Below are 19,481 nucleotides of genomic sequence, written 5' to 3' on the forward strand. Positions count from 1 at the left end.
AACGAAACATACGATCAGGAGGTTGTTGGGCGTGGCAGTGAATGCAGCAGACGTAAAAACGCTCCGCGAAAGAACCGGAGCCGGCATGTTGGATTGCAAAAAAGCGTTGGAAGAAGCGGGCGGTGACCTGACCAAGGCGGCGGAGCTTCTGCGCGAAAAGGGTCTTGCGGCAGCCGCCAAAAAAGGCGACCGCGTCGCGACGGAAGGCCGCGTGGAGTCGTACATTCACGGCGCCGGCCGCATCGGCGTGCTCGTCGAGGTCAACTGCGAGACCGACTTCGTGGCGATGACCGACCAGTTCAAGGAATTCGTCCGCGACCTGGCGATGCACATCGCCGCGGCGAACCCGAAATACGTCCGCCGCGAAGAAGTGCCGCAAGGCGATCTGGACAAGGAGCGCGAAATTCTCCGCAACCAGGCGCTCAACGAAGGCAAGCCGGAGAAGATCGTCGACAAGATGGTCGAAGGCCGCCTGAACAAGTACTACGAAGAAAACGTGCTGCTTGAGCAATCGTTCGTCAAAGATCCGGACAAAACGGTTCAAACGCTGCTCAACGAAAAAATCGCGACGATCGGCGAGCAAATTTCGATCCGCCGTTTCGTCCGTTTCGAGCTGGGCGAAGGCATGGAAAAGAAACAAGACAACTTCGTCGATGAAGTTATGGCCCAAGTGAAAGCATAAAGCAGCATTTCGTCCAACCAAGGGGAACACGCCGTGTTCCCTTTTTTCGAGGGGCTTAAAGCCGTTCCGGCGCCAGGGCAATCGAAAGAAATAGAACCAGTGGAGGTACAAACGTTGAATCGTCCCGTTTACAAACGCGTCGTATTGAAAGTCAGCGGAGAGTCGCTTGCCGGCCAGAACGGCTACGGAATCGACGCCGCGACCATTTTGTCGATTGCCGAACAAGTCAAGGAAGTCGTCGAGCTCGGCGTGGAAGTCGCCATCGTCTGCGGCGGCGGCAACATCTGGCGGGGCATTTCCGGCAGCCAAAAAGGCATCGACCGGGCCACCGCGGATTATATGGGCATGCTGGCCACCGTCATGAACTCGCTTGCCCTTCAGGACGCGTTGGAGCAAATCGACGTGCCGACGCGGGTGCAGACCTCCATCGCCATGCAGCAAATCGCCGAGCCTTACATTCGCCGCAGGGCGATCCGCCATCTGGAAAAGGGCCGCGTCGTCATTTTCGCCGCCGGAACCGGCAATCCGTTTTTCTCGACGGACACGACGGCCGCGCTGCGCGCCGCCGAAATCGAAGCCGAAGTCATTCTGATGGCGAAAAACAAGGTCGACGGCGTCTACAGCGCCGACCCGTTCAAGGACGCGAACGCGCAAAAATACGAGCAATTGACGTATATGGACGTGTTGAACAAAAATCTCGGCGTCATGGATTCTACGGCATCATCCCTATGCATGGACAACAACATTCCGCTGCTTGTGTTTGCCATTACCGAAAAAGGAAACATTAAACGTGCCGTCCTCGGCGAGAAAATCGGCACGATTGTGAAGGGGAGCGTGAACTAAAAGTGCCTCAAGCGATCAAGAAAAACGCGGAAGAGCGGATGGAAAAAGCGATCGGAGCGTTGAAGCGGGATTTGGCGACGCTCAGGGCCGGCCGCGCGTCGGCCGCCATTCTGGAACGCGTGCAGGCCGAGTACTACGGAGCGATGACGCCCGTCAACCAGCTCGGTACGATCAACACGCCGGATTCCCGCACGCTGATCATCCAGCCGTGGGACAAGTCCGCCCTCGCCGCGATCGAAAAGGCGATCCTGAAGTCCGATCTCGGCCTTACGCCGGCCAATGACGGTTCGATCATCCGCATCGTCATTCCGCCGCTGACGGAGGAGCGCCGGGCCGACCTCGTCAAATCGACCAAAAAATTCGGCGAAGAGGCGAAGGTCGCCATTCGCAACATTCGCCGCGACGCCAACGACGAAATCAAGAAAAAAGAAAAAGGCGAAATTTCCGAGGACGAATCCCGCCGCCATCAGGAAGACGTTCAGAAGCTGACAGACCGCTTCACGGCGGAAGTGGACAAAATTCTCGCCGCCAAAGAAAAGGAAATAATGGAAGTTTAATCGTTATCGACCCCATCGACCGGTGGGGTTTATTGTTCATCAGGGGGAAAGACCATGATCAATCCTTTCCGCGGCGGTTTGTTCCGCAAGCAGCAAGACGACGGCACGGAAGCGGATAAGCGGTCCGTCCGGGAAGACGGGTTGCCGGAAACGGATAACGTGCCTCAGCATGTCGCCATCATCATGGACGGCAACGGGCGTTGGGCGAAGGAACGGGGCTTGCCACGGATTGCCGGCCACCACAGCGGAATGAAGGCGGTCAAGCGCATTACGAAGGCGGCCGACCGCATCGGGGTCCGCTATTTGACGATGTACGCCTTTTCGACGGAAAACTGGAAGCGGCCCAAGTCGGAAGTGGAATTTTTGATGAAGCTGCCCCAGGAGTTTTTGTCGCTCGAGCTGGACGAATTGATCGAAAACAACGTTCAGGTGCGCATGATGGGGCTGCAGGACTTGCTTCCCGATCATACGCTGAGCGCGGTCGACGAAGCGGTCCGAAAGACGAAAAACAATACGGGACTCGTACTTAATTTTGCGTTGAATTACGGCGGGCGAACGGAGCTCGTGCAGGCCGCGCGGCAGTTGGCCCGCAAGGCCGCGTCCGGTCAATTGGACCCGGACGCCATCGACGAGGAAACGTTCCGTTCGTGCCTGCTGTCGAGCGACTTGCCGGATCCCGATCTGCTCATTCGGACGAGCGGCGAAATCCGGCTGTCGAATTTCATGCTCTGGCAGCTGGCATACAGCGAATTTTGTTTCGTGGACGCCTATTGGCCCGATTTTTCGGATCGGCATTTTTATGACGCGATTTGCGAATACCAACGGCGGGCGCGTCGTTACGGGGGGCTCTGACCGGATGGGTCAACGCATTGTGACGGGGGTTGTCGCGGGCGCGGGCTTTCTCGCGCTGCTGTATGTCGGAAGCGGGTATTATTCCGCCCTGCTGGCGCTGCTGGCCCTTATCGGGTTTTTCGAGTTCGTCCGGCTCAACGGAATGCCGCCCGCGCGGCTCGATGTCGCGATCGGCTATGCCGCCGTGCTGCTGCTGGCGCTGCCGACGCTCCCGTTCGGCTGGCAGCCGCCTTCCGTCGCGACGGTCGCATGGCTCGCGATGCTGGCATTCCTCGCCGCGACGGTGCTCAGCAAAAACCAAATAGACCTCGGGCACGCGGCTCTGCTGCTGCTCGGCGTTTTTTACATCGGTCTCGGATTCCGCTATATGTCGGCGACCCGGGAGCTCGAGCACGGCCTGTTCTGGTCGCTGCTCGCGTTTTTTTGCATTTGGGGCTCCGATGCCGGGGCGTACTTCGTCGGCAAGGCGATCGGCAAGCGCAAGCTGTGGCCGGCCATCAGCCCGAACAAGACGGTGGAAGGCGCGATCGGCGGCCTTGCGGTCGCGGCGGCCTGCGGAGTCGCCTTCGCCTTGGTCCGGCCGGAGCTGCTCTCGATCGGAAGGGCGCTCGCGATCGCCGTCTGCGCCGCCGCGGGCGGAACGCTGGGCGATTTGATCCAGTCCGCCTACAAACGGCTGAGAGGCGTCAAGGATTCCGGCGCGCTGCTCCCCGGCCACGGCGGGGCGCTCGACCGGACCGACAGCTGGATCGTCGTCTTCCCGCTGCTGCACGTTTTATCGCTGCTGCCGGTTTAAGCTGCCGACGCGGCCTGTTCATGTTTCGGATACATACAAGAAAGACGGAGGAAATCGCATGGCGAAGAAATTGGCTGTCCTCGGCAGCACGGGCTCGATCGGCACGCAAACGCTGGATGTCGTCGCCGGCGATCCCGACAGCTACGAAATTACGGGGCTCGCGGCCGGACGGAACATTCGGCTGCTGCTGGAGCAAGCCCGCCGGTTTCGCCCGAAGCTGGTGTCGGTCGCGACCCGGGAGCTCGCCGAAGAAATTCGCCCCGGTTTGCCGCCGGGCACGAAAGCCGTTTACGGCGAAGAGGGGCTCATCGAAGCGGCGGCCGGGTCCGGCGCCGACTATGCGGTGTGCGCGCTGGTCGGCAGCCTCGGCCTGAAATCGACATTGGCCGCCATCGACGCCGGGCTGTCGATCGGCCTGGCCAACAAGGAATCGCTCGTCGCGGCCGGACATATCGTCACAAAACGCGCGCGCGACAAGGGCGTGACGATTTATCCGATCGACAGCGAGCATTCGGCCATTTTTCAGTGCCTGAACGGGGAAGACGGCCGCGCCGTCAAGCGCCTGGTCATCACGGCTTCCGGCGGAAGCTTTCGCGACCGGACGCGGGACGAGCTTGCGGACGTGACGGTCGCCGACGCCCTGAAGCATCCGAACTGGTCGATGGGCGCCAAAATCACGATCGATTCCGCGACGATGGTCAACAAAGGCCTGGAAGTCATCGAGGCCCACTGGCTGTTCGACCTTCCGTACGACAGGATCGACGTGCTGCTACATCCGGAAAGCATCGTGCATTCGATGGTCGAATTTACCGATACGAGCGTCATCGCCCAGCTCGGCAACCCGGATATGCGGGTGCCGATCCAATACGCGCTTACGTATCCGGCCCGCAAGCCATCGCCGGCTTCCCCGCTCGATCTGGCGAAAGCCGGCACGCTGCATTTTCGCGAAATGGATTTCGAGCGTTACCCCTGCCTGAGACTCGCTTACGAGGCGGGGCGGGCGGGCGGCACGGCGCCCGCCGTGTTCAACGCGGCCAACGAGGCGGCCGTGGCGCGTTTTCTGAAAGGGGAAATTCCTTTTCTGGCCATCGATACGATCATCGAACGGATGCTTCGGGAGCACCGGACGATCGGAGATCCGGACCTGGAGACGATTTTGTCCGTCGACGAGCGGACGCGCGCCGAAGCGGCCGTTCTCCGATAAAATTGCGACTGATAGCCTACCGATCCCGTATTCTCTTGTAACGGCCTGGAGAATAATGATAATCTAAGGACAGCCGTCACAGGCATCGGGGGTTGAACAACGATATGGAAATGATTCAAATCGTATTATTGACCGTGCTCGTTTTTTTCCTGCTTGTTTCGATTCATGAATTCGGTCATTTCTATTTTGCCAAACGGGCGGGCATTCTCGTTCGCGAGTTTGCGATCGGCTTCGGACCGAAGCTGTTTTCGATCAAACGGGGCGAAACCCGGTTCACGTTGCGCTTGCTGCCCGTCGGCGGCTTCGTGCGGATGGCCGGCGAAGATCCGGAAGTCGTCGAGGTGCAGCCGGGGCAGACGATCGGCGTTCGCGTCAAGGAAGACAAGGTTGCGAAGCTGTATTTGGATAAGCTGGACGAAAGGTCCAATATCGTTCTCGGCGAAGTGAAGTCGCTCGATTTGGAAAAGGAGCTTTACGTCGCGCTCGACGTCGACGGCGAGGAACAGCGCTACGCCCTGCATCCGCAGGCGATGATCGTCTCGAGAGGGCAGGAGACGCAGATCGCGCCGGCCGACCGGCAGTTCAACGGCGTCTCCCCGGGCAAGCGGGCCATGGCGATTTTCGCCGGCCCGATGATGAATTTCGTGCTCGCGTTCGTGCTTTTCGCCGTTTACCTGCAGCTTGCCGGCGTTCCCGTAGAAAATTCGTCCAAAGTGTTCGTCAGCGGACTCGAATCCGGGATGGCGGCGGAGCAGGCGGGACTTCGGGAAGGCGACTGGATCAAAAAGGTGAACGACGTCCCGGTCGAAGGCGACAGCACCGCGCTCGTCGAGCAAATCCAGGCGTCGGCCGGCAAGCCGATGAACTGGGTGGTCGAGCGGGACGGAGCGGAAGTGACCGTTGCCGTTACCCCGGACGAAGAAACCGGGAAGGTCGGCATTTATTTGAGTCCGGAAATGCGCCGCGCGGGCTTCGGCGAAACGATTTCGTTCGCGGGGACGACGATGGTCGATATGACGGGCCGGATTTTCGAAGGCTTTCGAAAGCTCATCTTCGGGGAATTCAAATTGGACGACCTGGGAGGCCCGGTCCGGACGGCCGAGATGACGGGCCAGATCGCCAAGCAGGGCATTCCGGAGCTTACCTCCTGGGCGGCAGTATTGAGTTTGTATTTGGGGATTTTCAACCTGCTGCCCATTCCGGCGCTCGACGGCAGCCGCCTGCTCTTCATCGGACTTGAAGCGGTCCGCGGACGGCCCGTCGACCCGAATCGGGAAGGGCTCATTCATTTTATCGGCTTCGCGATGATCATGCTGCTCATGATCGTCGTCACGTACAACGACATTTTGCGTTTGGTCAAAAATTAAGCTAGCTTCCGGGGGCAGAGAAACCGCCATGTCGAAGGACAAAGCGTTTGTTACCGAAATAACGCCGCAAGGCGAAGATTTCAGCCGTTGGTATATCGACGTTATCAAGAAAGCCGAACTGATGGATTACTCGCCGGTGCGCGGCTGCATCGTTTTCCGTCCGGACGGCTACGAACTGTGGGAAAACATGCAGCGAGAGCTGGATCGCCGCTTTAAGGACACCGGCCATCGCAACGCGTATTTTCCGCTGTTCATCCCGGAAAGCTTTTTCCAGAAGGAAAAAGAGCACGTCGAAGGCTTTAATCCGGAGCTGCCGTGGGTAACCGAGGCGGGGGGAGAAAAGCTGGAGGAGCGACTCGCCATTCGGCCGACGTCGGAAACGATGATCGGTCATATGTACGCGAAGTGGATCAATTCGTACCGCGATCTGCCGCTGCTCGTCAACCAGTGGGCCAACGTCGTGCGCTGGGAGAAGCGGACGCTGCCGTTTTTGCGCACGAGCGAGTTTTTGTGGCAGGAAGGGCATACGGCGCACGAGGACGAGGCGGACGCCCGCAAGGAAACGATGACGATGCTGGACGTCTATACCGACTTCGTCGAAAACGTGCTGGCCATTCCGGTCATCAAGGGGCAGAAGACGCCTTCGGAAAAATTCGCCGGAGCGGTCGACACGTATTCGATCGAGGCGATGATGAAGGACGGCAAGGCGGTGCAGGCGGGAACGTCGCACTATTTGGGCACGAATTTCGCCGTCGCGTTCGACATCAAGTATTTAAGCCGCGAAAATACGCAGGAGTTTTGCCATACGACGTCCTGGGGCGTCAGCACCCGGCTCATCGGCGCGCTCATCATGGTGCACGGCGACGACCGCGGGCTCGTCATGCCGCCGAAGGTGGCGCCGACGCAGGTGATCATGATTCCGATCGGCCCGCCGAAAACGCGGGAAGCGGTCATCGCCAAAACCGACGAGCTTTACGCGCAGCTCAAAGCCGCCGGCGTCCGCGTCCGCGTCGACGACCGCTCGGACGTATCGCCCGGCTGGAAGTTCAACGAATACGAAATGCGGGGCATTCCGCTGCGGCTGGAGCTTGGACCGCGGGACCTCGAGAACGGCGTCTGCGTGCTCGTCTCCCGCGTCACCGGCGAGAAAAAGCAGGTGCCGCTGGACAACCTCGTCGCCGAAGTCCAGGCGCTGCTCGATCAGGTGCACGGCGAAATGTTCAACCGCGCCGCCGCTTTCCGCGAGGAGCATTCGTTCTCGGTCGAGACGCTGGACGAGCTGAAAGGCTCGCTCGAGGAGAAGCGCGGCTTCGCGCTGGCGGGCTGGTGCGGTTCGGAGGCCTGCGAGAAGCAGGTGAAGGACGAAACGGGGGCCACGAGCCGGAACATCCCGTTCGAGCCGGCCGAGAAGAAGACCAAATGTCTCGTTTGCGGTTCGGATGCGAAGCATACGGTCGTCTTCGCCAAAGCCTATTAATCGTTGCGGCAAAGCCTAGAGTACGGCCGGCTTTCCGGTGCACACGCACGCGGGGGCCGGCTTTTTAGCATTGATGGCGTAATGCCGATGGGGTAAAATAGATTGCGAGAGTCGGTCCGGCGGACGGACGCCCGGCAATCGCAAGGCCTTCGGATCATGACGGCGCGTTTGGCGCGAGGCATGCGCCTTGCCTCCATAGAAGCGGAGGCTTTTGTTTTTTCATGGGAAAAAAAGGAGGGATTTCGGATGCAGCCGAGTACGGACCGGAGAAAGAGGTTCGAGCTATTGCTGGAACAGGCCGAAATACCGGTCGATTGGATCAATTCCTATTTCCAGGACGGTTACATAGAGAAGGTGGAAGTGAGCAAGGCGAAGAAAACGTGGACGTTTCACTTCGTGAAGAAGACGCTCGTGCCCGCCGCCGTTTACGGAGGGTTCAGTTCTCGCGTCGCCGCCAAGCTGGGGCATCTTGCGAACATCGCCATGGTCACGCGCTACGAGGAATCGGTGCGGACGGACGAACTGCTCAGCGATTGCTGGCCGCTGTTCGTCGAGTGGATGCAGTCGGAGTTCGCCTCGGTCAACGGCTGGCTGGCCAAAGCCCGGCACCATGCGGAAGGGGACCTGCTGACGGTTACGCTCATGGACGAGCTGGGGCTGGAGATGGCCCGAAAGAAAAACGTCGAAGCCCATGCCGTCCGCTTTTTCGAGGAGCGGTTCGGCCGCAAGTGCCGGGTCAAGCTCGTGGCGGGAGAGTCGCGGCAGGAATTTTACGAGGAGTTCGCCGCGAAGCTGCAGGAAGAGGAGCGGCAAGCGATTCAAAAGCTGATGGAAAGCTCGGCCCCCGAGCCGGCCGCCGCGGGCGACGAGCCGCCGCAGTCGCTTCAGTACGGCTATGAGATCAAGGACGACCCGGTCCCGATTCAAAATATCGTCGAAGAAGAGAAAAAAATCGCGATACAGGGCCTCGTCTTCGGCCACGAGACGAAGGAGCTGCGCAACGGCAGCACGCTCTATCAATTTTTCGTCACCGATTACACGGACTCGATCGCCGTCAAGATGTTCGGCAAGACGAAGGAAGACAACAAGGTTCTCGCGCTGATCGCCAACGGCAAATGGCTGAAGCTGCGCGGCCGGGTCGAATACGACCGGTTTCTGAACCCGCCGGAGCTCGTCATGATGCCGAGCGACGTGAAGGAAGTGCCGCCCCGCCCGCCCGCAAGGACGAAGCGGAGGAAAAGCGCGTCGAGTTCCATCTGCATACGACGATGAGCACGATGGATGCGGTCACGCCCGTCGACGTTTACATCAAGACGGCCGCCAAATGGGGACACAAGGCGATTGCGGTGACGGACCACAGCAACGTGCAGTGCTTCCCGGACGCCGCCAAAGCCGGCAAAAAAAACGGCATCAAGGTCATGTACGGCATCGAGGCGAACGTCGTCAATGACGCGGTGCCGATGGTGCTGATGCCGCGCGCGGAACGGCTGGAGGACGCGACCTACGTCGTGTTCGACATCGAGACGACCGGCCTGTCCGTCACCGCGAACAAAATCATCGAAATCGCCGGCGTCAAGATGAGCGGGGGCAAGGAGCTGGACCGGTTTTCGACGTTCGTCAACCCGCACGAGCCCATCCCTTACAACATCCAGCAGTTGACGAACATTACGGACGAGATGGTGCGGGATGCGCCCGAGCTCGAGCCGAAGCTGAAGGAATTCGTCGAATTCGTCGGCGACGCCGTGCTTGTCGCGCACAACGCGCGGTTCGATATCGGGTTCATCCAGGAAAACTGCAAGCGAATCGGTTTGCCGCAGCTGACGAATCCGGTGCTCGATACGCTCGAGCTGGCGAGATTCCTCCACCCGACGATGAAAAACCACCGGCTGAACACGCTCGCGGCCTTGTACAAGGTAAGCCTCGAGAACCACCACCGGGCGATCGACGATACGATCGCGCTCGCCGGCATATTGAACGGCCTGATCAAGGACTCGGTCGCGAGGGGCGTGACGGAGCTCGCCAAGCTCAATTCCGTAAACGTCGACAGCTGGAAAACGACGCGGCCGTTTCACTGCGGCATTTACGCGCTCAACGCCCAAGGCAAAAAAAATCTGTTCAAGCTCGTCTCGCTGTCGCATACCGATTACTTCCACCGCGTCGCCTGCATTCCGCGGAGCAAGCTGATCGAAATGCGGGAAGGCCTGCTCGTCGTTTCCGGATGCGAGAAGGGCGAACTGTACGAAACGGTGCTGAACAAATCGGAGGAGGAAGCCGAGGACGTCGCCGCGTTCTATGACGTGCTCGAAATCCAGCCGCTCGATTTTTACATGCACCTGCTGGACAAAGGGCTGGTCGGCAGCCGCGCCGAGCTGGAGGAATCGCTGCGCCGCATTTGCCGGATCGGCTACAAGCTCGGCAAGCCGGTCATCGCCACGGGCAACGTGCATTACCTCGAGCCTCGCGACAAGCTTTACCGGGACATTACGATTCACGGGATTACCGGCTTCAGCCCGCTGAAGGACCAGCGCAAGCCGGACGCGCACTTCCGGACGACGCAGGAAATGCTGGATGCGTTCTCCTTCCTCGGAAAGGACAAAGCGTACGAAGTGGTCGTCCGCAATCCGAACGAGCTGGCCGACCGTTTCGAGGACATCGCCATGTTCCCCGACAAGCTGTACACGCCGATCATCGAAGGGGCGGACGACGAAATCCGCAATTCCTGCTACGAAACGGCGAAGTCGATGTACGGGGAGCCGCTGCCGGACATCGTCGTCCAGCGGCTGGAGAAGGAGCTCGTGCCGATTATCAAGTACGGCTTTTCGGCGAACTACCTCATTTCCGAGCGGCTCGTCAAAAAGTCGAACCAGGACGGCTATCTCGTCGGCTCGCGGGGATCGGTCGGCTCATCGGTCGTCGCGACGTTTCTCGGCATATCCGAGGTCAACCCGCTGCCGGCGCACTATTTGTGCCGCAATCCGGAGTGCAAGCACAGCGAATGGATTACGGACGGCAGCGTGCCCAGCGGCTTCGACCTGCCGGACAAGCCATGTCCGAACTGCGGCACGATGATGCGGGGCGAAGGCCAGGACATTCCGTTCGAAACGTTCCTCGGCTTCAAAGGCGACAAGGTGCCCGATATCGATTTGAACTTTTCGGGAGAATACCAGCCGCATGCGCACAACTACACGAAGGTGCTGTTCGGGGAGAAAAACGTGTTCCGGGCGGGCACGATCGGCACCGTGGCCGAGAAGACGGCTTACGGCTTCGCGCGAAAATACCAGGAGGACCACGGCAAATCGTGGCGCGGCGCGGAATTGAACCGGCTCGCCTCCGGCTGCACGGGCGTCAAGCGCAGCACCGGCCAGCACCCGGGCGGCATCGTTGTCGTGCCCGATTACATCGAAGTCGAGGACATTACGCCGGTGCAATACCCGGCGGACGACACGAGCTCCGAATGGAAGACGACGCATTTCGACTATCACGCGTTCGACGCGAACCTGCTGAAGCTCGATATTCTGGGACACGACGACCCGACGATGATGCGGATGCTCCAGGACTTGACCGGCGTCGATCCGACGACGATTCCGATGAACGATCCGAAGGTGATGAGCATCTTCAACTCGGTCGAGGCGCTCGGCGTCACGCCGCAACAGATCCGCACGCCGGTCGCCACCTACGGGGTTCCCGAGATGGGGACCCGGTTCGTCCGGCAAATGCTCGAGGAGACGAAGCCTTCGTCGTTCGCGGATTTGCTTCAAATTTCCGGACTGTCCCACGGAACGGGCGTCTGGCTCGGCAACGCGCAGGAACTGATCAAAAACGGCACCTGCACGATCAAGACCGTCATCGGCTGCCGCGACGACATTATGCTGTTCCTGATTTACAAGGCGGGCATGGACGCTTCGCTCGCGTTCAAAATTACCGAAAGCGTCCGGAAGGGCAAGGGACTGACGCCCGAATGGATCGAGGAAATGAAGCGGTGCGGCGTTCCTCAGTGGTACATCGATTCGTGCCTGCGCATCGAGTACATGTTCCCGAAGGCGCACGCCGCCGCTTACGTCATTTCGGCCGTGCGCACCGCATTTTTCAAATTGTATTATCCGATCGAGTTTTACGCGACCTATTACTCCGTGCGCGCCGCCGATTTCGACGTCGACCTGTTCTGCCAGGGATACGATGCCATCCTGAAGACGCTGATCGAGATCGAGGCGAAAGGCTTTCAGGCGACGCCGAAGGAAAAGGCGATGATTTCGATTTTGGAGATGGGGCTGGAAATGACGGCGCGCGGCTTCCGCTTCAAGCCGATCGATTTGTACCGTTCGGACGCGACGCGCTTCATCATCGACGGGGACTCGCTCATCCCGCCGTTCTCGGCGATCGCCGGCATCGGCGAAAACGCGGCGAAAAATATCGCGGCGTCGCGGGAGGACGGAGAATATTTGTCCGTCGAGGACTTCCAGCAGCGATCGAAAGCGAGCAAGACGATCGTCGAGGTGCTCGCCGGCATGGGATGCTTCCGCGGACTGCCGGAATCGAACCAGCTCAGCCTGTTCTGAAGATAAGCGGTCCCCGGGCGGACGGTAAGATAGTGTAAAATCTCTGTGGGTGTAGGAATTGGAAAAAGCGGATATAGAAAAAGAGCTTCTCCCTTGGTAAAGTGATGTTTGCGCACAACACACCAAGAAGGAGGAAGCTCCTGTGAGCCACTTTACCACAACAATGCCGACGATGAAAGAGATTGAGCAATGGATTTTCCGGAAAATGCAGGAGGAATTCGCTCGTGCGATGAAGCAGGTACTGGAGGCGCTGGATCAGCAGATCCTGGAGCAACGGGACCGAGAGCGTTATCGAGTAAAGGACGAGCGTGAAACAAGCGTCAACACAGTGTTCGGGAATGTGCGCTTTAAGCGGAGATTGTACTGTGACCGTAGAAGCGGCAAACACGTGTATCTGCTGGATCAGCTGTTGCAATTCGAAGGGCGCGGGAAAGTCAGTCCGCATTTGGAAGAGACAGCAATCGCATTCGCAAGCCAAGGACCGTCGTACCGGGACAGCGCAAAGAGGCTGGAGCAGCTTTTGGGCTACAATGTGCTGAGCCACCAAGCGATCAGGGAAAAACTGATGGAGCGTGCGCAACAGCCGATGCCAGCGGTGAAACGGCGCGCTGCCCGCGTGCTGTTCGTGGAAGTGGATGGGCTGTACACGAAGCTGCAGCGGAGCAAAAAGCGCGGGATGGAGAACGCAATTGCAGTCGTACACGAAGGCTGGGAGAAGAACGGCAAGCGGGTACAGCTGAAGAACAAACAGCATTACCTGCATACGAGCGGCGGCGACTTCTGGGAAGGGTTCGGGGACTTTCTGGTGGAGCGTTACGAAATCGACGAGAACACGTGGCTTGTGGTGAACGGAGACGGCGCGGCGTGGATCGGGGAATGTACATCCTACTTTCACCAATGTCTGTACATGCTGGACCGCTTTCATGTGGCGCGTGATTTGAAACGCTTTGTTGGTCATTTGCCGCAGGTGTGGGAGACCGTGAGACGGTCTTTGGCCAAACAGGATGCAGCCGCGCTTATGGCGGTCCTGGAAGGCGTGTCGGAGCAAGAGATAGCGGAAGAGAACCGGAAGGATTGGAAGCCGTATAAAAGATTTCTAAAGCGGCATGAGAAGCATTTGGACGACTACCGAAAAACACTCCAGGCGAAGGGGATCGACACAAGCGGTATGCGCCCGATGGGAAGCGCGGAATCGCAGATGCGTATATTCGCCAAGCGGACGAAGCGTGGCGGGTACAGTTGGAGTGAGCGAGGCGTCAGGGCGATGCTGAGGACGATGATGAGGATTCAAGAAGCGGGCACGGTGGTAAGAACGGTTGAAGGACAAGCGAGTAAGCAGGCAACGCCGCAGCAGTCGATAAACATGCGGCAATTGCTCAAGAACGTGACGCAACCGGTCAAGGGTTGTATCGCTGGAATGATTCGCATGCTGCAAGGACCGAAGCAAAGCAGCACAACGGGTATGGCACTCAAAGCACTTCGCGGATAACGGCAAAAAATTCTGACAAATCACTTGTGTTTGATGAAAGAACGAAGCAAAGCGCTTACAAGGAAGAGGTTCCTTCGGGGTTCGCGTTCCAGGCATCTTAAATGACTGCCCACGCTAGCTTGACACTGACGATTGCCGGGAGCTTGTCGCCCTCCCGGCTTCTTTGTTGTATAATGGGAAAAGTAAAATTAAGAGAAGGCAGGATCCGAGAATGGGACGCAAATGGAATAATATCAAAGAGAAAAAAGCGTCGAAAGATGCGAATACGAGCCGGGTTTACGCGAAATTCGGCATTGAAATTTACGTGGCGGCGCGCAAGGGCGAGCCCGACCCGGAAGCGAACCGCGCGCTGAAGGTCGTGCTCGAAAGGGCCAAAACGTACAACGTCCCGCGGGCGATTATCGACCGCGCGCTGGAAAAGGCCAAAGGAGCCTCCGACGAAAACTACGTCGAGCTTCGTTACGAAGGCTTCGGTCCGAACGGCTCCATGGTCATCGTCGACGCGCTGACGAACAACGTGAACCGGACGGCCGCGGACGTTCGCTCCGCCTTCAACAAAAACGGAGGCAATATGGGCGTTAACGGATCGGTCTCTTATATGTTCGACGATACGGCCGTCATCGGAGTGAACGGCAAGTCGGCCGACGAGGCGATTGAAATTTTGCTGGAAGCGGATGTCGATGCGCGCGACGTCATCGAGGAAGAAGACACGGCGATCGTCTACGCCGATCCGGATCAATTCCATGCGGTTCAGGAAGCGTTCAAAAACGCCGGAGTTACGGAATTTACCGTCGCGGAGCTGACGATGCTGCCGCAAACGTACGTCGAGCTGCCGGCCGAATCGTTGGCCCAATTCGAGAAGCTGATCGACACGCTCGAAGATTTGGAAGACGTTCAGCAAGTGTATCATAATGTCGAATTTGGCGATTAATACACCGCTCAAACCGTCAGTTTCCGCTGGCGGTTTTCTAATTCCACGGGCGTGCCGGCGCGACGTTGCGTTTGCGGCGTTCGTCAATATTTGGCGGACTGGCCGCCGTCGATCGGAATGATCGCGCCGTTCAGGAACGGGGCTTCGCCGGACAGCAGGAACGCGACGAGCCGCGCGACCTCCAGCGGGTCGCCCAGGCGCTTGGCCGGATTGTCCTTGACGAATTCCCGGGAAGCGCCCTGCCAGTCGTCCGGATCGATTTGCTTGAAGGAATTTATGACCATATCGGTTAAAATCGCGCCGGGGGCGATCGCGTTGACGCTGATGCCGTGCTCCGCGTACTCGATCGCGGCGTCCTTGGTCATGCCGGCGACGGCATGCTTGCTCGCCCCGTATGCGACTTGATTCATGACGGCCCGGATCCCGCCGACCGAAGAGGTGTTGACGATGAAGCCTTTGCCCTGTTTCTTCATGACGGGCAGGACGTGCTTCATCCCGTAAAATACGCCTTTCAGATTGATGTCGATCACTTTGGAAAATATCGCGCTGTCGTAGTTCTCGGTCGGCGCCTGTTTTCCTTCGATCCCGGCATTGTTGAAAAAGCCGTCGATCCGGCCGAAGCGGCTCATCGTCTCCCGCACGTATCCTTTGACGGCTTCCTCGTCCGAAACGTCCGCTTTCAGCAGGAGCACGTCCGTCTGTTCCGCCTGCTCCCCGATCAGCGCCTTGCTTGCTTTCAGCGCTTCCATGTTGACGTCGACCAGCGCCAGCTTGGCGCCTTCCTTCGCGACTTCGATCGCGGATGCGCGCCCCAGGCCGGAGCCGCCTCCCGTGATCAAAACGACTTTGTTTTCAAAACGCGCTGCCATCGTCAAGCCTCCTCGTTTTTCGCTCGCGCGAGCGGAAACAGCTTCGGTTGTCCCATTGTTTTTATTCCCCTTTTTGCGGTCGCGTAAAACAGAAGCCGGGCGCGGCCGTCTTGGCCGACCGCATGGAATGTTCGTGCCGAAGCCGCTGCCGCGAAAATGTTCCGCTTGCCGAAGCAAAGGCATGAACGCGCGGCCGGAGTCGACATAGGATATTGCAAAATCCTAAAGCCACCGGAGATGAGAGAATGAAGCTTTCGACAATCGACGTAATCATACCCGCGATCGAAAAGGATCTGGGGACGCTTCCGCATGTGATCGACAGCGTGAGGAGGATGGTCAAGCATCCGATCGGCAAATTCATGATCATCGCGCCGGATACGAAACGAATGCGCGCTTTGTGCGCCCGCAAAAACTGCGCCTTCGTCCATGAGAACGCCGTCCTTCCGATCGCCAAAAAGGACATTCGGTACAGATCCGCTCGCTGGGAACGCTCCGGATGGCTGTTTCAGCAGCTGCTCAAGCTGGGCAGCGACCGACTGGGGGCGAGCAAGTATTATCTCGTCATCGACGCGGATACCGTGCTCATTCGACCCCATGCGTTTCGGACCCCGGACGGGAGGACGATCTTTTATTACCGCAACTGGAGCCAGCCGGAATATTTTCGCACGTACCGCAAGCTGATGGGCGGCGATCCGGTTTCGCGCAAGTCGTTCGTCACGCACTACATGCTGTTCGATAAAGAAAAAGTCGCGCATTTGAAAAAAACGATCGAGCACAGGCATAAAGACCGGTGGTACGCTGCGATTTTAAAAAGCATGGATCTGAAGCGCCCGTTCGCATTCTCCGAATTCGAGACGTACGGCAATTTCGTCGCCTCCCGTTACCCCGGGTCTTTCGAATTTCGCAAGGCGCTCAACGTCAGCCTTCATACGGGCGTCTCCGGCCTGACGGAATCGAAGCGGAAACGGCTTGCCTCCTCCTACCGGTCCGTTTCGCTGCATAAACGAAAATCCTATTCCCGCCTCCCGAAGTGAAGCTCGCAAGCGGCTGTCGGTCCGGTGGGTCAGCACATGCCCGCCTCGGATAAAAATTGCCGGACCATGTCCGTCTGGTAGTTCACGCGGGAGGAAAACGGGAGGTCCCACGAGGTCTCGACCGTAACGGCTCTTGCGCGCAGCAGACGTGCGGCGGCGGTGCGCGAAGAGCCGGGCTTTTCGCGCAATCGAACGGTGAAGCGGTTTTTCTTGCGGGAAATCGCGCGGTTCGCGTTCCGGACGATTCGTTTTACGGCGGGAACGGCCCGATTATCGGGATCGGTAAGCAGGCATTGCCCGATTCGCCGCGGATCGAGGCTGGAAAGTCCGTTCGCCTCGTGAAGATCGAGAACCCAGCGCGGCTTCGCGCGCTTGGCCAAACGAAAGATGGCGGCGGCCAGCGGATGGCTTGCGGACTCGCCGCGCCGGCGCGGAAACCGGCGGTTCAGGTCCGGAACGCCGCGAACTCGTTCGCGGTAGGCTTTTCGGTTCGCAACGGGAACAATCAGGAGCGTTCCCCTTCGCAAATGGAGAGTGCCGTCGCCGAACATTCGCGTCAGCTTTTCCGCCGCGCGTACGCTTGCTCTTTCATTGCCGTGAATCCCCGCCGTAATGAGAAACGCGGGGCCGCCGCGTTCCGCCTCGATGACGAAATACGGCGTTTCGTAGGCCGTATGTTCGGCCAACCGGCGTTCGGTAACTCTCATCGATCCTCACCTCAAAGTTAATATACTTCGGCTTCCCGGAGGGGGTGACGATCCGAACCCGCCGTGGAAATTATCGGTTCGAGCCGGCAGGAAATCGGTCGACTTTTGGCGAAAAGAAAAAGCTGGAATGTAAAGAAAATCATTTCTGATGAATTGGAGTTCAACAGCAAATACTAATCGCAACTTACCATCGGGAGGAAGCTTCGCCATGAACTCGGACGGGAAAAAGGAAGGCTTTTGGCAACTGGTCAAAAAGGGGAATACGTCATCCGGAGCGGCCGCGCTCGGAAATGCCGGATTGTCCATTGTAAAAGGGATCGCGGCCGCGATGACCGGAAGCGGAGCGATGTTCGCTTCGATGATGCATTCGATCGCCGACGCGATCAACCAGGCGTTCGTTTTCGCCGGCAGCGTGCTCGCGGAGAAAAAGCCGACCAAGCGCTTTCCGACCGGCTTCGGCCGCGTCATCAATTTGTTCTGCATGGTCGCCGTCGTCGTCGTGACGATCATGGCTTACGAGACGATTCACGAAGGCTTGCATTTGCTGGCCCATCCGCCGACCGAATCTCACGGTTTTTGGCTGAATTTTATCGTTTTGCTCATCGCGATTCTGATCGACGGCTTTATTTTGTTCAAGGCGATGAAGGAGATCGTCCACGAATCCCAGAGCCATGCGAAAGGGATGGCGATCGTTCCGACCGCGTTTCGCAACGTCGGGCGCGCGGCGCCGCCGACGCGTCTCGTGTTTTACGAAGATCTTGTCGCGACGTCGGGGGCGCTGCTGGCGCTGATCGCGGTCGTCGTCACCTCGCTTACGAACTTCGCGCTGCTTGACGGCATTTCTTCCATTTTGATCGGCTGCTTGATGTTTCTCGTCGCCTTTAAAGTGGGCTACGACAACATGGTCGGCCTGATCGGCGTCGCCGCGCCGCCCGAGGTCGAGGACAAAGTGTCGAAAATCATTTTTTCCCATCCCGAAGTGACGGATATCGCGTCGATGCGCATTCTTCAGGAAGGCCGCTATTATCATGTGGAAGCGATGCTCGAGCTGAAAAAGGGCATGACGCTGGCGGATGCCGACGATATCAAATTCAAAGTGCGGGACAGCCTGCTGCTCGAATCGGACATCGTCGACGTCGGCATCGGCATAATTGAGGACAACGGCATTCAGAGCTGGGCGCCGAGAAAGACGGACCCGTCCGCGCAAAAGCCCGTGATTTAAAAGCGTATCTCCGAACTGGCGAAAGAACCGCTGCGGCGGTTCTTTTTTTGCGGCTATAGCCCGAAAGGGTCATTCGCAAACGATGCGGGTGTGTTATTCTATGGTTTCGAACAAGGAGGGAATTTCGTGAAAAGTCGCTTTAAGGCGGTTTCGTGGTTGCTGCTTATCGGGTTATTCGCGTTTCCGGCCTTCGTTTTTGCCCACTCGACCGCGGAAACGGTCGTCCCGGGAGATGCCGAGGTCGTCGAGGCCCCGCTGCCGGAAGTTTCGGTTGCGTTCAATACGACGGTCGAGCTCGTCAGTTTGAAAGTGTCGGATGCGTCGGGCGCGGAACAGCCGTTCAAGGAAACCGGGGCGAACGGCGAGACGATAACGGGCGTATTCGAGCAGCCGCTCGCGCGAAACGGAACGTATTCGGTGCAATGGCACATCATCGGGGCGGACGGGCACGCGATCAAAGGGGAATCTTCGTTTGAAGTGCGCATCGCGGCTCCTCCGGAATCGCCGGTTGCAACGGAGGACACTGCTGTTGAATCGGCGGTCCCGACTGCGCCCGCTCCCGAGCAAGGCGACGCCGCGGAATCGCCGGCCGCATCCGAGGCGTCGCCGTCATCGGAGGCGCAGCTTTCTCCGAGCCCGGAGGCGGGCGGAGAGAACGCCGCATCAAGCGGGGACAACGTATCGGATTTGTCCGTCTGGATTGTCGGCGCCGCCGCTCTGCTGCTCGTTGCCGCCATCGGCTTCAGCTTCGCCAACAAGAGGAAGAAAGGGTGAGCCCTTTCTTCTTTTTTTTTCCGTATTGGGGAATCGGCGAGGGCGCGAAAATGGAAATCGTGCGATCGACCCGCGCAAGCTCGCGACATCGTTCTACTCAATAGAAGAAATCCTTCGTTAC

General features: G+C 58.7%; 15 protein-coding genes and 1 pseudogene. 14 read left to right on the top strand and 2 right to left on the bottom strand.

Going from position 1 to position 19,481, the window contains the following annotated elements; genetic code table 11:
• Positions 1-31: 31 nt before the first annotated feature.
• The 11 genes and pseudogenes from tsf (at position 32) to JW799_RS21005 (ending at position 14,754) form a co-directional block, all read left to right on the top strand.
• The gene (tsf, locus tag JW799_RS20955; protein ID WP_080839863.1) at positions 32-682 is read left to right on the top strand and encodes a translation elongation factor Ts; all 651 of its coding nucleotides are present in this window, start codon (positions 32-34) and stop codon (positions 680-682) included.
• Between the two features lie 114 nt (positions 683-796).
• Positions 797-1,525 (top strand): UMP kinase, encoded by a 729-nt coding sequence (gene pyrH / locus JW799_RS20960; protein ID WP_080839862.1) that lies wholly within the window; start codon positions 797-799, stop codon positions 1,523-1,525.
• Between the two features lie 2 nt (positions 1,526-1,527).
• On the top strand, positions 1,528-2,082 hold the full coding sequence (gene frr / locus JW799_RS20965) for a ribosome recycling factor (protein ID WP_080839860.1): 555 nt from the start codon (positions 1,528-1,530) through the stop codon (positions 2,080-2,082).
• A gap of 54 nt (positions 2,083-2,136) precedes the next feature.
• Complete coding sequence (locus tag JW799_RS20970; protein WP_080839858.1) at positions 2,137-2,934, top strand: isoprenyl transferase; 798 nt, start codon at positions 2,137-2,139, stop codon at positions 2,932-2,934.
• A 4-nt stretch (positions 2,935-2,938) separates the two neighbouring features.
• Positions 2,939-3,730, top strand: a complete 792-nt coding sequence (locus JW799_RS20975; protein WP_080839856.1) for a phosphatidate cytidylyltransferase — start codon at positions 2,939-2,941, stop codon at positions 3,728-3,730.
• Positions 3,731-3,788: 58 nt separating this feature from the next.
• Complete coding sequence (locus tag JW799_RS20980) at positions 3,789-4,934, top strand: 1-deoxy-D-xylulose-5-phosphate reductoisomerase (protein WP_205431530.1); 1,146 nt, start codon at positions 3,789-3,791, stop codon at positions 4,932-4,934.
• 104 nt (positions 4,935-5,038) lie between these two features.
• Positions 5,039-6,301 (top strand): RIP metalloprotease RseP, encoded by a 1,263-nt coding sequence (gene rseP, locus JW799_RS20985; RefSeq protein WP_080839853.1) that lies wholly within the window; start codon positions 5,039-5,041, stop codon positions 6,299-6,301.
• Between the two features lie 28 nt (positions 6,302-6,329).
• The gene (gene proS, locus JW799_RS20990; RefSeq protein WP_080839851.1) at positions 6,330-7,778 is read left to right on the top strand and encodes a proline--tRNA ligase; all 1,449 of its coding nucleotides are present in this window, start codon (positions 6,330-6,332) and stop codon (positions 7,776-7,778) included.
• Positions 7,779-8,024: 246 nt separating this feature from the next.
• Positions 8,025-12,334 (top strand): annotated as a pseudogene (locus JW799_RS20995) (PolC-type DNA polymerase III).
• 142 nt (positions 12,335-12,476) lie between these two features.
• Entirely contained in the window at positions 12,477-13,823 is a 1,347-nt protein-coding gene (locus JW799_RS21000; protein ID WP_080836672.1) for an ISLre2-like element ISTco1 family transposase, read from the top strand.
• 211 nt (positions 13,824-14,034) lie between these two features.
• A complete protein-coding gene (locus tag JW799_RS21005) occupies positions 14,035-14,754 on the top strand; it encodes a YebC/PmpR family DNA-binding transcriptional regulator (protein ID WP_205431531.1) in 720 nt (239 codons plus the stop codon).
• Between the two features lie 83 nt (positions 14,755-14,837).
• Here the strand turns inward: JW799_RS21005 and JW799_RS21010 are convergent, their stop codons facing one another.
• Complete coding sequence (locus JW799_RS21010) at positions 14,838-15,623, bottom strand: glucose 1-dehydrogenase (protein WP_205431532.1); 786 nt, start codon at positions 15,621-15,623, stop codon at positions 14,838-14,840.
• Between the two features lie 245 nt (positions 15,624-15,868).
• Here JW799_RS21010 and JW799_RS21015 point away from each other — a divergent pair, with 245 nt between their 5' ends.
• On the top strand, positions 15,869-16,657 hold the full coding sequence (locus tag JW799_RS21015; protein WP_080839179.1) for a DUF6492 family protein: 789 nt from the start codon (positions 15,869-15,871) through the stop codon (positions 16,655-16,657).
• A 29-nt stretch (positions 16,658-16,686) separates the two neighbouring features.
• Here the strand turns inward: JW799_RS21015 and JW799_RS21020 are convergent, their stop codons facing one another.
• Positions 16,687-17,364 (bottom strand): succinylglutamate desuccinylase/aspartoacylase family protein, encoded by a 678-nt coding sequence (locus JW799_RS21020; protein ID WP_080839181.1) that lies wholly within the window; start codon positions 17,362-17,364, stop codon positions 16,687-16,689.
• A gap of 208 nt (positions 17,365-17,572) precedes the next feature.
• On the opposite strand from JW799_RS21020, the gene JW799_RS21025 reads away from it, so the two are divergent.
• Both JW799_RS21025 and JW799_RS21030 read left to right on the top strand, forming a co-directional pair.
• Positions 17,573-18,586, top strand: a complete 1,014-nt coding sequence (locus JW799_RS21025) for a cation diffusion facilitator family transporter (RefSeq protein WP_205431533.1) — start codon at positions 17,573-17,575, stop codon at positions 18,584-18,586.
• Between the two features lie 126 nt (positions 18,587-18,712).
• Positions 18,713-19,360, top strand: a complete 648-nt coding sequence (locus JW799_RS21030) for a copper resistance protein CopC (RefSeq protein WP_205431534.1) — start codon at positions 18,713-18,715, stop codon at positions 19,358-19,360.
• The last annotated feature ends 121 nt before the right edge of the window (positions 19,361-19,481 follow it).

It is taken from the genome of Cohnella algarum (genome assembly GCF_016937515.1).
Classification (GTDB): Bacteria; Bacillota; Bacilli; order Paenibacillales; family Paenibacillaceae; genus Cohnella; species Cohnella algarum.

Bases quoted from the DNA above. Each gene is read 5' to 3' on its own strand.
- JW799_RS20975 (WP_080839856.1), top strand. From the start codon at position 2,939: ATGGGTCAACGCATTGTGACGGGGGTTGTCGCGGGCGCGGGCTTTCTC.
- rseP (WP_080839853.1), top strand. From the start codon at position 5,039: ATGGAAATGATTCAAATCGTATTATTGACCGTGCTCGTTTTTTTCCTG.
- JW799_RS20970 (WP_080839858.1), top strand. From the start codon at position 2,137: ATGATCAATCCTTTCCGCGGCGGTTTGTTCCGCAAGCAGCAAGACGAC.
- JW799_RS21010 (WP_205431532.1), bottom strand. From the start codon at position 15,623: ATGGCAGCGCGTTTTGAAAACAAAGTCGTTTTGATCACGGGAGGCGGC.
- JW799_RS21020 (WP_080839181.1), bottom strand. From the start codon at position 17,364: ATGAGAGTTACCGAACGCCGGTTGGCCGAACATACGGCCTACGAAACG.
- JW799_RS21025 (WP_205431533.1), top strand. From the start codon at position 17,573: ATGAACTCGGACGGGAAAAAGGAAGGCTTTTGGCAACTGGTCAAAAAG.
- proS (WP_080839851.1), top strand. From the start codon at position 6,330: ATGTCGAAGGACAAAGCGTTTGTTACCGAAATAACGCCGCAAGGCGAA.
- JW799_RS21015 (WP_080839179.1), top strand. From the start codon at position 15,869: ATGAAGCTTTCGACAATCGACGTAATCATACCCGCGATCGAAAAGGAT.
- JW799_RS20980 (WP_205431530.1), top strand. From the start codon at position 3,789: ATGGCGAAGAAATTGGCTGTCCTCGGCAGCACGGGCTCGATCGGCACG.
- JW799_RS21005 (WP_205431531.1), top strand. From the start codon at position 14,035: ATGGGACGCAAATGGAATAATATCAAAGAGAAAAAAGCGTCGAAAGAT.